General features: G+C 63.2%; 14 protein-coding genes. 9 read left to right on the top strand and 5 right to left on the bottom strand.

Annotated features, from left to right (window positions below; all coding sequences use genetic code 11):
• The first annotated feature begins 359 nt into the window (after positions 1-359).
• Entirely contained in the window at positions 360-650 is a 291-nt protein-coding gene (locus ACUN0E_RS10285) for a hypothetical protein (RefSeq protein WP_408227936.1), read from the top strand.
• Between the two features lie 95 nt (positions 651-745).
• Here the strand turns inward: ACUN0E_RS10285 and ACUN0E_RS10290 are convergent, their stop codons facing one another.
• Genes ACUN0E_RS10290 through ACUN0E_RS10305 form a run of 4 tightly spaced genes read right to left on the bottom strand, consistent with a single transcriptional unit; the run spans position 746 to position 4,682 of the window.
• Positions 746-1,621: an SDR family NAD(P)-dependent oxidoreductase gene (locus ACUN0E_RS10290; RefSeq protein WP_408340080.1), complete on the bottom strand. Its 876-nt coding sequence runs from the start codon at positions 1,619-1,621 to the stop codon at positions 746-748.
• Positions 1,622-1,628: 7 nt separating this feature from the next.
• The gene (gene ribBA, locus ACUN0E_RS10295) at positions 1,629-2,852 is read right to left on the bottom strand and encodes a bifunctional 3,4-dihydroxy-2-butanone-4-phosphate synthase/GTP cyclohydrolase II (protein ID WP_408392503.1); all 1,224 of its coding nucleotides are present in this window, start codon (positions 2,850-2,852) and stop codon (positions 1,629-1,631) included.
• A 55-nt stretch (positions 2,853-2,907) separates the two neighbouring features.
• Positions 2,908-3,711, bottom strand: coding sequence for an enoyl-CoA hydratase/isomerase family protein (locus ACUN0E_RS10300; RefSeq protein WP_408227945.1), 804 nt, complete (start codon positions 3,709-3,711; stop codon positions 2,908-2,910).
• 20 nt (positions 3,712-3,731) lie between these two features.
• Entirely contained in the window at positions 3,732-4,682 is a 951-nt protein-coding gene (locus tag ACUN0E_RS10305) for an alpha/beta hydrolase (protein ID WP_445566502.1), read from the bottom strand.
• Positions 4,683-4,967: 285 nt separating this feature from the next.
• Between ACUN0E_RS10305 and ACUN0E_RS10310 the strand changes: the two genes are divergently transcribed.
• Positions 4,968-6,149: a helix-turn-helix transcriptional regulator gene (locus tag ACUN0E_RS10310; RefSeq protein WP_445566503.1), complete on the top strand. Its 1,182-nt coding sequence runs from the start codon at positions 4,968-4,970 to the stop codon at positions 6,147-6,149.
• Positions 6,150-6,230: 81 nt separating this feature from the next.
• Here the strand turns inward: ACUN0E_RS10310 and ACUN0E_RS10315 are convergent, their stop codons facing one another.
• The gene (locus tag ACUN0E_RS10315; protein ID WP_408227953.1) at positions 6,231-6,581 is read right to left on the bottom strand and encodes a VOC family protein; all 351 of its coding nucleotides are present in this window, start codon (positions 6,579-6,581) and stop codon (positions 6,231-6,233) included.
• Between the two features lie 320 nt (positions 6,582-6,901).
• Between ACUN0E_RS10315 and ACUN0E_RS10320 the strand changes: the two genes are divergently transcribed.
• From ACUN0E_RS10320 to ACUN0E_RS10350, 7 genes are all read left to right on the top strand, one after another.
• The gene (locus ACUN0E_RS10320; RefSeq protein WP_445566504.1) at positions 6,902-8,056 is read left to right on the top strand and encodes an LLM class flavin-dependent oxidoreductase; all 1,155 of its coding nucleotides are present in this window, start codon (positions 6,902-6,904) and stop codon (positions 8,054-8,056) included.
• Between the two features lie 128 nt (positions 8,057-8,184).
• Positions 8,185-9,378 (top strand): acyl-CoA dehydrogenase family protein, encoded by a 1,194-nt coding sequence (locus ACUN0E_RS10325; RefSeq protein ID WP_445566505.1) that lies wholly within the window; start codon positions 8,185-8,187, stop codon positions 9,376-9,378.
• Between the two features lie 11 nt (positions 9,379-9,389).
• The gene (locus tag ACUN0E_RS10330; protein WP_445566506.1) at positions 9,390-11,165 is read left to right on the top strand and encodes an FAD-dependent oxidoreductase; all 1,776 of its coding nucleotides are present in this window, start codon (positions 9,390-9,392) and stop codon (positions 11,163-11,165) included.
• Complete coding sequence (locus ACUN0E_RS10335) at positions 11,162-11,680, top strand: flavin reductase family protein (protein WP_408340068.1); 519 nt, start codon at positions 11,162-11,164, stop codon at positions 11,678-11,680. The genes ACUN0E_RS10330 and ACUN0E_RS10335 overlap by 4 nt, the downstream gene beginning before the upstream one ends.
• A gap of 16 nt (positions 11,681-11,696) precedes the next feature.
• Positions 11,697-13,394, top strand: a complete 1,698-nt coding sequence (locus tag ACUN0E_RS10340) for an FAD-binding protein (protein ID WP_445566507.1) — start codon at positions 11,697-11,699, stop codon at positions 13,392-13,394.
• A 20-nt stretch (positions 13,395-13,414) separates the two neighbouring features.
• Positions 13,415-14,179: an SDR family oxidoreductase gene (locus ACUN0E_RS10345; RefSeq protein ID WP_408227968.1), complete on the top strand. Its 765-nt coding sequence runs from the start codon at positions 13,415-13,417 to the stop codon at positions 14,177-14,179.
• 11 nt (positions 14,180-14,190) lie between these two features.
• Positions 14,191-15,315 carry a 2Fe-2S iron-sulfur cluster-binding protein gene (locus ACUN0E_RS10350; protein WP_408484267.1) on the top strand — a complete coding sequence of 375 codons (1,125 nt, stop codon included), beginning with the start codon at positions 14,191-14,193 and terminating at the stop codon, positions 15,313-15,315.
• Positions 15,316-15,350 lie beyond the last annotated feature (35 nt).

Raw genomic sequence — 15,350 nt, forward strand, 5'->3', positions numbered from 1 at the left:
ACGTGACGGCGAGTGCCGTCACGTCCACTGTTTTCTTCGATGGTGGTTTTCTTCGCAATCCACCTGCAATCTCCCCCGAGACTCCCCCCGGCAATCCCCTCCGCGATTCCTCGGCAGTCCCGTCACCCCATGCAGTCCCCCGCAATCCCGCCGGCAATCCGTCAGGCAATCCCCTTAGTCCATCCGGACGATGCTCGCACGCGTCGTATCGCCGTCAATGGCGGTATGAACCGAGAACCGTGCGACTTGGCTTTCCCGTCCACCGTATCGAGGCGCACAGCCGCGTGGCAGGCGTTGGGGCCGCGTTAGGAATGGGGACGAGTGTGATGAGGAGAGGCGTGATGCGGAGAGGGCTGCAGATGAAATCCAGAGTTCAGCGGGATGGACTGATTGCCGGCGTACTGGTGGCGATCGGCGTGGTCGGCGTATCCGTGCGGCAGCTCTATGCGTGCGCCTGGAGCGACGAATTTCCCGGCATGGTGTGTACGGCCGGTTCGTCGCTGTCGTTGTTTCTGGGCATCACCGGGTTGGCCGCGCTGGCGGGAAGAATCTGGGCGCGCCGCTCGGGCGCCGACGAGCAGTGCTTCACATTCCTCGGGGCAGTGGGCGGTGCGGCGCTGGTGTATGCGATGGTGGTGACCGGCTTCTAGCCGCCGGTGGTGCTGGAAAAGACACGAAGCCGCGCGGCACAGCCCAGCACATCATTCAGAGCTGCTGCGCCGTGCCATACGTGCCGCACACCGTATCAAGCCACTATCGCAGGATGCGCCTGCACTGGCCCACCCAATGCCTCGCGATGCGAGGGCGGCTGACGTCCGTCGAGCTCGGTGATACCGTACTCGCGCGCAAGCTCCGCACCGACCAGCACCAAACCGGATTTCTGCTGACGTTGCGGGTCGCGATACAACGCATCGATCAGGCGTCCCGTGAATTGCGGCGTCTCAGCGAGCTCGCTGAAACCCGCATACTGTTCGGGATGCTCGGCGATCACGCGTGCGGTGCGCTCGGTTTGCAGCATGCCCATCCAGATGGAAGCTGTCGCGACGCCGTACGGTTTTAAATCGACGGCCATGTCTTTGGCGAACTTGTCGACACCCACTTTCTGCGCGCCATACGCGGCGCCATGCATATAGCAGCTCGCACCGAACGAGGACGTAAACGCGATCAGCCCGTCGCCTTGCGCGGCCATCAGTGGCGCGGCATGCCAGCTCGCAACATATGCGGAGCGCAGGCCGACATTGAGAATATCCACGAGGTCGAGCGGCTTTTCCCAGAACGGTGCCGGGCGAATCAGTTCGTCGTGCAACGCAGTGGCATTATTGACGAGGATATCGAGGCGCCCGCTGTTGTGCCGGATGTAGTCGAATACTTCTGCTACCTGGCGGTCGTCGGCGTGATCGCAGGTGAGGGCAATGCCTTTGCCGCCGAGCTTATCGATTTCGACTGCCGTCGCGTGCACGGTGCCTGGCAGTGGCGCGTCGCCTTCGCGTTGTGTGCGTCCGGTCACGTAGACCGTCGCGCCTGTCGCGGCGAGCGCGAGTGCGATACCTTTGCCGGCGCCGCGTGAGGCGCCCGTGACGAGCGCTACATAAGGCTTATTAGGCTTGTTGTGCTTGATCATCCAGGATTCACCAAGAGGAGGCTTCGAGTTCGTATGACGCGGGCTGAGCGTTGACATGCAGCGTTGCGGTGGACCGAAGAGGCACGGACATTCGTGGCGCGCCAACCTTCGGCGCGGCGGGCGCGCGTTCAAAGGCATGCGGATTGTCCAGATCCGCTTCGCCAAGCGGAATGAACGCCATGATCTCCAGTTCGTGCCCGGATAGCGCCGGCAGCCTGAATGGACTCGACAACACATTCAATCGACGCACGCCGAGTTCGCGCAGAATCTGCGAGCCAATCCCGGAGAGTCGGCCGTCCTTGCGTGCCGGCATGCCGTTGCTGCTGTTCATCGCATCGGCCCGCATGTCGCAATCGAGCAGGACCGCTACGCCGCATCCGGCCGCATCGATTTTTTGCAGCGCTGCGTGCAACGGCCACGAATGCGCGGACGGTTCGGCATCGAGCAGATCGAGCAGCGAAAAGCATTCGTGCACGCGCGTGAGCACCGGCACATCGGGCGTTGGATTGCCGCGCACCAGCGCCAGATGCGTGGACTGGCGCACGGTGTCGCGATACTGAATGGCGCGAAATGGTCCCCACGGCGTGTGCAGCGGCCTCTCGCCGACACGCTCGACGAGCGACTCGTGAGTACTTCGATAGTGGATCAGATCGGCAATCGTGCCGATCTTCAAGCCATGGTGTTCCGCGAATTCGATCAGTTGCGGCAGGCGCGACATGGTGCCGTCGTCGTTCATGATTTCGCAGATCACCGCGGCGGGCGTCAGCCCTGCGAGGGCGGTGAGATCGCAGCCGGCTTCGGTGTGTCCGGCACGCACCAGCACACCGCCTCTTCGCGCTGCGATAGGAAACACGTGGCCCGGTTGCACCAGATGCTCAGCGCGCACGTCCGCGCGAATCGCGGTGCGGATCGTATGCGCCCGGTCGGCGGCGGATATACCGGTGGTGACGCCTTGCGCCGCCTCGATGCTGACCGTGAACGCGGTACCGTACTGCGTGCCGTTCTGTTCCGCCATCGGCGGCAGCTTGAGATGCGCACAGTGCTCGGCGCTCAACGTCAGGCAGACGAGGCCGCGGCCAAAGCGCGCCATGAAGTTGATCGCTTCGGGGGTGACGTAGTCAGCGGCAATCAACAGATCGCCTTCATTTTCACGATCTTCCTCGTCGACCAGAATGATCATGCGGCCGGCTTTCAGTTCGGCGACGATTTCGTTGGTAGTGGCGAGTTTCATGGGTTCATCCGTGTGCTACTGCTGTTGTTGCTGTCGCCGCAAATAAGAAAAGCGCTTAACGTGCGCTAGAACCGAACACGGGCGCGCGTTTGTCGAAGAATGCGTCGATGCCTTCGCGGAAATCGTCGCCCGCCGCACAGTGCAGAAAGCTGCGCTGTTCCGCGTATAAATGCTCGGCGAAGCTGCGCTCGGGTGCGTGCAGCATCAGATTCTTGGTTTGCGCGAATGCGTCCGGCGAGAGGGCGCCCATCCGCTTTAACAACGAGCGCGTTTGCGCGGCGAGTTCGTCGTCCGGTACGACCCAGTTGACGATACCCGCTCGCAGGGCTTCGTCGGCCGTATGCCGCTCGTCGAGATACATCCATTGTGCGGCCTGCTTGGTGCCGAGCGCGCGCGGTAACGTGTAGGTTGCGCCGCCGTCGGGGGAGGTGCCGATTCGGCCATACGCCGATGTGAATGTCGCGCTCTTTGCTGCGATAGCCAGATCGCAGGCCGCGACGAGGCTCAAGCCGAAGCCTGCCACTGCGCCGTTGACGCTGGCGATCACCGGTTTGCGCGAACCCGTGACGGTCTCGACCACGGTTTGCGCGAGCCGCACGAGCGTGCCGATCGCGCGGTCCCGTACCACGGGTTTGGCGTCGAGTGCGGCATGCATGGTCTGCAAATCGCCGCCCGCCATGAAGGCGTTGCCGGCGCCGGTCAGCACGATCGCGCGGATCTCGTTGTGATTAGCGAGACGTACGAGCTTGGCGTTCAGTTCGTTTGCCATCGCTTCGTTGAGGGCGTTCAGTGCTTCGGGGCGGTCGAACGTGAGCGTCGCGATGCCGTCTTCGGCCGCGAGGCGGATCAATGCAGTCATGTCTTTTCTAGTGAGCGGGGTCAGGTGTTCTGGGCGTGCAGCGCATGGCGCAAGGTTCGCGCTGCCATTGTGAGTGCGTGGTCGGCCGCATCGAGCGCGCCGAGCAAGCTGGCGAAGCCGTGCATTTGTCCCGGCCAGCGCAGATGGGTCGTGAGTACGCCCGCTTGCGCGAGGCGAGCCGCGTAATGCTCGACTTCATCGCACAGCGGATCGTATTCCGCGCTGATGATGGTGGCGCTGGCCACGCCGGTGAGATTGGTTGCCGCGAGCGGACTGGCGAGCGGATTGGCGCGATCGGCGCCTTCCGCGAAATACTGATTTTTGAACCAGCGCATCATGTCCGCCGTCAGCAAATAGCCGTCGCTCATCGATTTGTATGAAGGATGCTCGGTCGCGCAATCCACCACCGGATAGAACAGCAACTGATGCGCGATACTCACGCCGCTATGACGCAACTGCTGCGCGGCCACCGCGGCCAGATTGCCGCCTGCGCTGTCGCCGGCTACGGCCAGCGCGCCGGGACGCGCGCGTAAATCGGCTGAGTTGGCAGCAGCCCAGCGCACGGCGTCGCACGCATCGAGCGCGGCGGCCGGGAAACGCGCTTCCGGCGCGAGCCGGTAATCGACCGATAGCACGACCGTTCGCGCGCGTTGCGCTAAACAACGGCACAGGTTGGCGTGGGTGTCGAGCCCACAGGAAACGAAGCCGCCGCCGTGAAAAAAGACGGTAAGGGGCAGCAGGCCGTTGCTATCGCCATCTTCAACCACGGGCCGGTAAAGGCGCGCAGCAATCGGGCCGCTTGCGGTCGGAATCATCAGATCCTCTTCCGCCGCGATGGCGTCGCCGGGCGCAAAACCGCCGCCCGCAGCGAGCATCGCGCGGTAAGCGGGCGCGGTGAGTTGCGCGAAGTCGAGCGGGGGCATACCGGCGAATGCGGCGAGCACGGCTTGCGCCTGGGAATCGAGCGCCATCGGGTCTCCTGAGAAAACTGTCGTGAAAGCGGCTATACCGGGTATAAGCGAGGCGGCCGTGCAAGACGCGAATCGAGCCCAAAATCAGGCCATCCGGCGCGCACGCCGCAACACTGAATGCATTGAAGCGCGGCGGCTTCAAGGGGGCATCGTCCGATTGGACGAGAGTTCGTTCGCACGCTCAGCGAAACTTCCCTCAGCTAAGTACTTCCCCCGATGCCAGCAAACAGATCGGCCCTTAAGCTTGGCGACGCGATGCAAAATCGCATGGAGGACGGAGTGTTGATGGAGACAAAATGGGCCCCTGAAGAGGGCCAGGCCATGAGTGAACTGGCCGAGGTGAGCGTCGCGCAGTTCAGCGAGCTGACCGCGCGTATTTATCAGGGGGCGCTGGAAAGCACGCCGTGGGCTAGCGCGCTGGAGTTGATCCGCACCTCGCTCGGCGCGAGCTATGCAACCCTGATTCTGCGTTCGCCTTCGAGCGACCGGCGCGGCCTGATGGTGCATGCTTCCGAAATGGGGTCGGGCGTGCCGGGCGAAGCGTCGTATAACAATTACTACTATTCGCTCGACCCGTTCGTCGGTTTGCCGGCGGATCGCGTGGTCACGGTCGACGAAGTATTCGGCGACACCGGGTGGCTCACGAGCGAGCTTTACAAGCAGTTCCTGAAGCCCGCGGATATCCGCTACATCATGGGCGCCGATCTGCGCACGGAGTCGGGCGTGGAATGCCGGTTTCGCGTCTGCCGCAGCCACGATTCGAAGCATTTTTCCGCGCGTGACAAGGCGTTTTGCGCGCTGTTGCTGCCGCATTTACGGCGCGCGGTCGAACTGCATTCGCGGCTCGATATCGTGGAGTCGGAGCGCACGTTGTATGCAAGCGCGATCGACCGGATGCTAGTGGGCACCGTGACGCTCGACGAGAGTGGCGCGATCATGCGCACCAACAGCGTGGCCGATGAGATTCTCGCGCAGAGCAACGGTCTGCGTGTCGTGCACGGCAACGTGGAGGCCACCGACGCGCAGGAGAACCGCAATCTGCAACGTCTGGTGCGTCATGCGCTAATGGGGCATTTCGGCACCGCCGCGCCGATTGTCGAAGCCATGCCGATCACGCGCGGTTGCGACAAGCCGAAACTCGGCGTGCTGGTGCGCACGATTCCGCTATCGGACTGGTCCGAGGACAACAAGCGCCGCCCGGCAACCGTGCTGTTTTTGCGCGATCCCGATCGCAAATCGCAGGGCTCGCAGGAGATCGTGCGCAAGCTGTTCGACCTCACGCCTGCGGAGACCTCACTCGCCTTGCTGTTGACCAATGGGTTGACGCTGGAAGAAGCGGCCGACGAATTGGGTATCAGCAAGAACACCGCACGGGCCCATCTGAGGGCGATCTTCTCGAAGACGGGCGTAACGCGTCAGGCTACGCTCGTGCGCATTCTTCTGGGTAGTGTGGTGCCGCTCGGTTGAACCGGGGCGGAACTCGTCTGATTTGAACGAAGTCACCGCGTGTGCCGCGCCTGTATCAAGCGCGGCACACCATTCAACGCTTTAAACCGTGCGCTTTTGCGACAACACCAGCAACGCGCCGTTCTTGTCTTCCAGCACTGCGCGCAACTCGTGCGGCCCTTGCTGCACAGGTACCCGCACGGACGCGCCCGCTGCCACTACGCGCTCCATTGCCGCGTACAGGTCATCGTTTTCGTCCACCCGAAACACCAACGCCGCGCGCTCGACGATCCGTTCTTCGGCCGCCACCAGAGCGATGCCCAGCGCGCCGCCGTCGAGCGCGCAATAGCGCTCACCGTCGCGGAATTTCACCGTTAAGCCCAGCCCGTCGACAAAGAACGGCAGCGCCGCATCGATCGTGTCGACCGGGTACAGCATCATCGAAGCCTTCATTGCATTGCACTCCCATCAGTTGAGCCGCTTTATGTAGCGGCTCGATCGTAGCGCTGCGGGCGAACGCAGCACGAGGTCCAATCGGACTAGCCGAAGCATGAAAAAGCACGGCGAAACCCAAGCCGAAAGACAAGGCAAAGAACGCCTTCGATCAAAGCTTCTACGCCAGATCGCACACCGTTAATCCAAATAGACGATGCCGGCCCGCACGTGCGAACTGAAACTTCATTCCGTGGACCGTCACGATCATCGTATGAATCGGTGGGTCGGGAGCGGACCGCCCGTTTCAGCACAGTCCAAAATTCATGGAGACGCACGCAATGAAGTTTTCTCTGATTTACGAAGCCCAGACCACGGACGCTTCGCGGGAAGGCGATCACCGGGTATTCAAGGAGACCGTCGAGCAGGCGTTGCTCGCCGAACAGATGGGTTTCGATACCGTCTGGTGCGTCGAACACACGTCGCTGACGAACTACGCGCATATGAGCGCCCCGGAAACCTTCCTCGCGTATCTGGCCGGCCGCACAACCCGCATCGGCCTCGGCCACGGCGTGATCTGCCTGCCGCCCGCGATGAATCATCCGATCAAGGTGGCCGAACGCATAGCCATGCTCGACATTCTGTCGGGCGGCCGTGTGCATTTCGGCGTCGGCAAAGGCGGCAGCCAGCAGGAAGCGGGGGCATTCGGCTACGACCTCGCCGAGCTGCAACCGATGATCGACGAGTCGATGTACCTCGTGCCGAAGATGTTTGTGCAGGACGAGATCGAGCACGACGGTAAATACATCAAGATTCCTAAACGGCCGATTCACCCGAAGCCGTTCCAGGACCCGCATCCGCCGATGTACATGGCGTGTACCAACAACGACGGCCTGCTGCGCGCCGGTCAGCGTGGTTTGGGCGCATTGGTGCTCGGTTTCGGCGGCCCCGACGAAGTCGCGAAGAAAAACGCGCTGTATCGCGAAGCATGGGCGACCCGCAAAGCCGAGGACCAGGTTGGCTTTCGTCCGACCCAGCATCTGGCGGCCCTGTGCCCGACCGTGGTGCTGAAAGATGGCCAGCAGGCCCGCAAGATCGGCATTCGCGGTCAGCGCTATTTCATGGAGTCACTGGCTTACTGGTACACCGGCGGCGAACGCCCGAATCCGGATAGCTGGGGCGATGACCTCGTGAAGGGCAATACCGGCGAAATGGTGATCCGCTCGCGCTTCGCGTCTGAAGAAGTGGTGGTCGACTTCAGCGATCCGGCGCTTTCGATGATGAACCCGAATCACGCTTACGGCACCGTGGACGATTGCATCGGCTATGTGGGCCGGCTGATGGAAGCGGGTGTGGATGAAGTGCTGTTCCTTTGCCAGATGGGCACGGTGTCTCAGGAAGCGCAACTCGAAACGATCCGCAACATCGGCGAGCACGTGATTCCGTACTTCAACCGTCTGAAGGCCGAGAAGCAGAAGGCAGAGGTTGCCGCATAAGGTCGCTGCATAACAGCGGGCGAGGCAGGCGTCGCTAGTCCCTTCAGACGATGCGACGCCGTAGCCGGAGGTCGAAGATGAACCCAACAGAATAGGCGCGACACCCATTTCGCGCCATGGAGACAGCCGTGCATCGCGACAACGATTCGAACGCCCTTGCAGCCGAACTGATCGCCCGCGCCGAAGCGCTCGCGCCGGTACTCGCCGGGCGTGCTGCTCAGGCCGAGGCGAATGGCCGGATTCCCGCAGAGACGCTGGCCGATTTTCAGGCCGCGGGTTTTTTCAAGGTCCTTCAGCCGAAGCGCTACGGAGGCTACGAACTTGATCCGCAAACCTTCTTCGAAATTCAGATGGCAGTGGCGCGCGGCTGCATGTCTACTGCATGGGTGTACGGCGTGGTCGGCGTGCACAACTGGCAACTGGCGCTGTTCGACGAACGCGCGCAGCAGGACGTGTGGGGTAAAGATCAAAGCACGCTGATTGCGTCGACCTATATGCCGGTGGGCCGGGTGACGCCAGTTGAAGGCGGCTTCCGGCTGTCCGGGCACTGGAAGTTTTCCAGCGGTAGCGAACTGTGCGAATGGGTCTTTCTCGGCGCGCTGGTGCCGCCGGCGAAAGAGGGCGAACCGCCGGAATACCGTACCTTCCTGCTGCCGAAAAGCGATTACACGATCGAACAGGATTGGGACGTACTGGGCTTGCGCGCGACAGGCAGTCACGACATCGTGGTGAACGACGCGTTCGTGCCGGACTATCGCACGCACAAAGCCATCGACGGCATGATGGGCACGAGCCCTGGTCTCGCGCTCAACGATGCACAGCTGTTCCATCTGCCGTTTGCGCAGATCTTCGTACGCGCGGTGTGTACGGCATGCATCGGCGCGTTGCAAGGCGCGCTGGACGACTTCACGTCGTATGCCGCCACGCGCGTGAGCGCCAACAGCGGCGCGAAAACCACCGACGACACCGGTGCGCAAACCGCCTGCGCCAACGCGGCGGTGGCACTCGATGAAATGAAGCTGCTGCTCAAGCGCAACTTCGCCGAACTGCTCGCGGCGGCCAATGGCGGCCCGGCGGTATCGATCGAGCGGCGCGTGCATTTCCGCTATCAATCCGCGCAAGTGGCCGAACGCTGCGCGCAGGCCGCCAATGCGCTGCTGCGTTACGCGGGCGGCAACGGCATTTATAACCGCAATCCGCTGGTACGGCGCTTTCTCGATCTGCATGCGGCGCGCGCGCACTACGCAAACAACCTGGACCGCTTCGGCCAGAATCTCGGCGCGGTGATGCTCGGGCGTCCGAACACCGATTTCTTCGTTTGATGGATGCAGCCATGAGCGAACAGCAAACGCAGACGCATGTGTTCGACGTGGTGGTGGTCGGCTCCGGCGCGGGTGGCATGCTGGCCGCCTGCCGCGCGGCCGACCGCGGCCTGTCCGTCATCGTGCTTGAAAAGAGCGACGTGTACGGCGGGACCTCGGCGGTGTCGGGTGGCGGTATCTGGATTCCGTGCAACCACCATATCGCCGAAATGGGCGCTACGGATACACGCGAGGCCGCACGAACCTACATTGATGCCTGCACGAAAGGCGTGACCGCTAGCGACCGGATCGACGCCTATCTCGACATCGCGCCGGAGATGTTGCGCTATGTCGAAGCGAATACGCCGGTGCGTTATGAAGCATTGCCGAAGTACGCGGACTACTTTCAGGACCTGCCGGGATCGATGCCGGGTTACCGCGCGCTCGATCCCTTGCCGGTGGACGGCGCGTCGCTCGGTGAAGAATTCGCACGGTTGCGTCTGCCTTCACCCGGGACGCTGATCGGTGGGCGAGTGGCGGTGACCTCGAAAGAGGCGCACATGCTGCTGTCGAAAGCGCCGGGTTATATCGGGCTCGCGCTCAAGCAATTCGGCCGCTACTGGTTCGATATACGTGCGCGCAGCCGCTCGCGGCGCGATCGTCGCCTGACGCTCGGCAACGCGTTGGCAGGTGGCCTGCGTCGTGCATTGCTCGATCGCGACATTCCGCTGTGGCTCAACGCGCCAATGTGCGAGTTGCTCGAAGCGGACGGACGCGTAACGGGCATCGTGGTGGATCGCGGTGGCAAGAATGTGCGCGTACTCGCAAAGCGTGGCGTGATTCTCGCGGCCGGCGGTTTCGAACGCAATCAGGCGATGCGCGAGCGCTATCTGCCGTGTCCCACGCAAGCGCAGTGGAGTGCGACGCCGCCGAACAACACAGGTGATGCGATTGCCGTCGGTCAGAAACTGGGCGCGCAGATCGCATTGATGGAACACGTATGGGGCGCGCCGACAGTCCACGTCGACCACGAGGAAAAGCAGCGTGCGCTGTTCGTCGAACGCAATCTTCCGGGCTGTGTGGTCGTCAATGGACTCGGCAAGCGCTTCGTCAACGAGGCTGCACCGTATTCGGAGTTCGTGCCGGCGATGTATCGCGACCATGCGCAAACCGGTGCCTGCGTGCCGGCATGGATGGTGTTCGACGCGCAGTTCCGCCATAAATATCCATGCGGGCCGATCATGCCCGGCGCGATGATGCCGGACACCCGTATCCCCGCGGCGTTTCGTTCCTTGCTCTACAAGGCCGATTCGCTCGATGCGCTGGCCGCTCAAATCGGTATCGATGCACAAGGCTTGCGCGACACCGTGGTGAAGATGAATCGCTACGCCGCGACCGGCGTCGACGAAGAATTCGCCAAAGGCGGCAATGCCTTCGACACCTACTACGGCGACCCCAGCGTCAAGCCGAATCCGTGCCTCGCGCCGATCGGGACCGGACCGTTCTACGCCGTGCGTATCGACGCGGGCGACATTGGCACCAAAGGCGGTCTCCTTACCGATGCACGCGCCCGGGTTTTGCACGCCGACGGCACGCCGATTGCCGGGCTCTATGCGATCGGCAACACCAGCGCGTCGATGATGGGGGCGAGCTATCCCGGCGCGGGTTCGACACTCGGCCCTGCCATGACCTTCGGTTACATCGCCGCGAATCATCTTGCCGACGCTGACGATGATCGCAACGGCGAGGTCAGCACTTCAGGAACAGCACGCGCTGCAAGCAGCGAACTTCGCGGAGTCACGTCATGACCGAACTCACTTCACATCCGTTGCGCGCCGATATGCTGCTGGCGATGCGCCGCCTTGCACGCTCGGTCGCGGTTATCAGTTGCAGCGACGGCGAGCGGCGCTATTCGATGTCGGCCACGGCAGTCGATTCGCTCTCGACCGAGCCGCCATCGCTTCTGATCTGCATTAACCGCACCTCGTCGATTTTTCCGCCGCTGGATAAGGGCGCGGCGTTTTGCGTGAACGTGCTCTCGGCGCAGCATCAGCATATTGCGATCGATTGCAGCGGGCGCCTCAAGGGCGAAGACCGTTTCACGACCGGCAACTGGCAGCGCTCGGATCATGGCGTACCGTATCTGCACGATGCGCAGGCGAGCCTCATCTGCACGCAGGACGGCCGTTTCGACTATGGCACGCATGCGATTTTCATCGGCCGTGTCGAGCAGGTGCTGATGAGCGGCGAGGTCGATCCGCTGGTGTATGTGGACGGTGTCTATACCACCGCTGCGGCGCCCGTGCGCTGCGCAGCGGTCTAAGCGGGCGCGCGGCGTGATGCAGAGCCCTTCGTCCGCCCAGCAGGGATCGGCCACGCCGGTCGAAGCGCCGCTCGTCGTCGACGATCCCGCCTGCGTGCGTTGGGACGACGTGTGCGACGTGCTGGTCGCGGGCTTCGGTGCGGCGGGTGCGTGTGCCGCGCTGGAAGCGGCGGTGGCAGGCGCGAAAGTACGGATCGTCGAGCGTTTCGAGGGCGGGGGCGCGAGCGCGAAAAGTGGTGGCGTGGTCTACGCAGGCGGTGGCACGCGCTATCAAACCGAAGCGGGTTACAGCGACACGCCCGAGGCGATGTTCGATTATTTGCAGCAGGAAGTCGGCGACGCAGTGTCCGCGGCGACGCTCAAACGCTTTTGCGCAAGCAGCGTCGACATGCTGCGCTGGCTCGAACGTCTGGGCGTACGCTTTGCCGCGTCGGTGCCGCCACGCAAGACCTCGTATCCGCAGAACCGCTATTACCTGTACTACTCGGGCAATGAGGCGGTGGGCGATGCCGTGCGCGAACATGCGCCGGCACCGCGCGGGCATCGGGTAGTCGGCGACGGCATGTCGGGTCGCGTGCTGTACGACACGTTGCGACGCGCGGTGGATGCGCAACCATTTGTCGACACGATGTGCCACGCAAGCGTGCGCCGCCTCGTCACCGACCGCAGCGGTCGCGTGATCGGTGCGCAGGTTTGGCAAGTAGCGCCGGGCCGTGCCCAGCGCGCGCATCGGCGCCTTGCGCGCTGGGCGGAGCGCCTGCATAACGGCATGCCGGCGTGGGCCGACCGATTGCGCGTTGCGCTTCATCGCCTCGAGCAGCGCGAGGGTCGGCTCATCACGATCAAGGCCGATGCAGTGGTGTTGAGCACCGGCGGCTTCATTTTCAACCGGTCGATGGTGGCGCACTACGCACCGCGTTATCTGCCGAACTGGCGTCTTGGCACCACCGGTTGTGACGGCTCCGGCATCCGGCTCGGCTTGTCTGCGGGTGGCGTGGCGCGGCGGCTTGAACGTGTGTCCGCATGGCGCTTCATCAATCCGCCTTATGCGTGGGCGCAAGGCTGTGTCGTGGATCGCAACGGCGAGCGCTTTTGCAACGAGGAAGTCTATGGCGCGGCGCTCGGCCACGCAATGTGCGAAACGTGCGAAGGGCACGCGTGGCTGATTCTCGATGCGCGGCTCGTGAAGCTCGCGCTGAGGGAATGTTTGCGCGGCAAGCTGTGGGCGTTTCAAAGCGTGCCCGCGATGCTATTGATGCTGGCAGGCCGCAAGCGCGCCCGCTCGCTGGCAGATCTGGCCGCCCGCATCGGCAGCGATCCTGCGGTGCTCGCGCAAACCGTTAATACCTACAACCTGGGTGCGCTTAACGGTATGGACCGTGTGTTCGGCAAGTCCTCTGCCATGTTGCATCCGCTCGCGCAAGGACCGTATTACGCGATTGACATTTCATCGGACAGCCGCGTGTTCCCTTGCCCGTCGATCACGCTGGGCGGCTTGCAGGTCGACGAGACGACCAATGCGGTGTTGTCGGCGCATGGCATGCCGATTGAAGGCTTGTTCGCCGCTGGCCGGGCCGCGTGCGGCCTCGCATCGAATCACTACGTGAGCGGCCTCTCGCTCGCGGACTGTATCTGGTCCGGCCGCCAGGCAGGCCGGGCCGCAGCGGGCGTGGTTCTCGCGAACACCGCCCATTCCCTGACTGAAACTGACTGACACTGAAAGAGAGAACGAAGATGGGAGACAGACTCAAAGGCAAGATCGCCGTCGTCACAGGCGCCGCGAGCGGCGTCGGCAAACAGGACGCATTGCTGTTCGCCCGTGAAGGCGCACGCGTCGTGCTCACCGACGTCAACGAAGAAGCCGGCCGCGAAGTGGCTGCGCAGATCGGCGACGCCGCGCTGTTCGTGCGTCACGACATCACGTCCGAAACCGGCTGGAACGATGTATTCGGTGCGACGCAAACGGCCTTCGGTACGCCGGATGTGCTGGTCAACAACGCTGCGGTGCTGTTGCTCGGTAGCATTGAAGACACCACGCTCGAACAATGGCAGCGCGTGCTGCGCATCAATGCCGAGGGCTATTTTCTAGGTTGCCGTGCGGCGGTGAAGGCGATGAAGGAGAAGGGTGGCTCGATCGTCAACATGTCGTCGGTGGCGGCGTTGGGTGGGCTCGGCGCGTTCTGCGCGTATTCGGCCAGCAAAGGCGCGGTGACGGCGATGACGCGCGCGATCGCGGCGCATTGCAAGCAGCAAGGCTACAAGGTCCGCTGCAACACGATTCACCCGGACGGCATTCTCACGCCGATGACCGCGCCGTTCTTCGGTGCAGCCGAGGGGACGCGCGAAGCGCTCACGCAGTCGGTCGATCCGCACGCTCGTATGTGTTTGCCGGAAGACATCGCGAATCTGGTGCTGTTCCTCGCCTCCGACGAATCGCGTTTCATCAACGGCAGCGAGTATCGCATCGACAACGCGCAGTTGATCATGGGCGTTGCCTGAGTTCCCACGCCATGGCCGATTCGCGTTTTCACCGGCTCAAAGTGGCGGACGTGATCGCGGAGAGCGCCGACGCGCGCTCTTTCGTGTTCGAGTTGCCGCAGGCGCTACACGATGCATTCAGCTATCGCCCGGGGCAGTTTCTCACGCTCAAGGTGCCGTGCGCGGATGCCACCGTGCAGCGTTGTTATTCGCTCTCGAGCGCGCCAGGCATCGACCGCGCGCCGAAGATCACCGTCAAGCGGGTGCGCGATGGGCGCGTGTCGAACTGGATGTGCGACAGCATTCAGCCCGGTGACGAGCTCGACGTGATGGCGCCCGCGGGTGTGTTCACGCCGCGTTCGCTGGATGGCGACCTGCTCCTGTTCGCGGGTGGCAGTGGCATCACGCCGGTGCTGTCGATTCTCAAATCCGCGCTGGTGAACGGGCGCGGCATGCTGACCCTGATCTACGCGAATCGGGACGCGCAGTCGGTTATTTTCAGCGAAGAACTGCGGCAACTCGGGCAGCGGCACGCAGGAAGATTGCGCGTGATTCACTGGCTCGATAGCGTGCAGGGCATTCCGCAGCAGCGTCATCTGGAAGAGCTGGCGCGGCCATGGAGTATGCAGGAATGCTTCATCTGCGGGCCGGCGCTGTTCATGGAGAACGCGTTGGCAGCCATGCTTGCGCTGGGGTTGCCGCGCGCGAAGGTGCATGTGGAGCGGTTTGCTTCGCTACCGGATTTGCCGGTTACGGCTGGGGTGTCCGTGCCTGGGGTCGCTGGGGCGTCTGGAGCATCCGGAGTGCGCGCTGCGTCCATAGCGCCAGAAGCGCCTGACGTGCCTATCGCAATTGCACCGCCCCAGACAGCGTCCGGCGCAAACGCTGCGATCGAGACCGTGCTCGACGGCAACACCTTCACTTTCATCTGCGAACCCGGCGAAACCCTGCTCGATGCCATGCTGCGCGCCGACGTGCCGGCCCCCAACTCGTGCCGCAGCGGTTTGTGCGGCGCCTGCATGTGCCGGGTCGAAGCCGGCAGCGTGAACCTGAACGCCAACCACGTGCTCGACGCGGCCGATCTGACCGACGGCTGGACGCTTGCCTGTAGTGCGACACCCGCCAGCGCGACGCTGCGCGTGGTTTTCCCCGACTAGGTTCGCGGTTCGCACGCGCGGTTCTCGCGTGTTGC

The sequence above is a fragment of the Paraburkholderia sp. D1E genome (assembly GCF_052682275.1).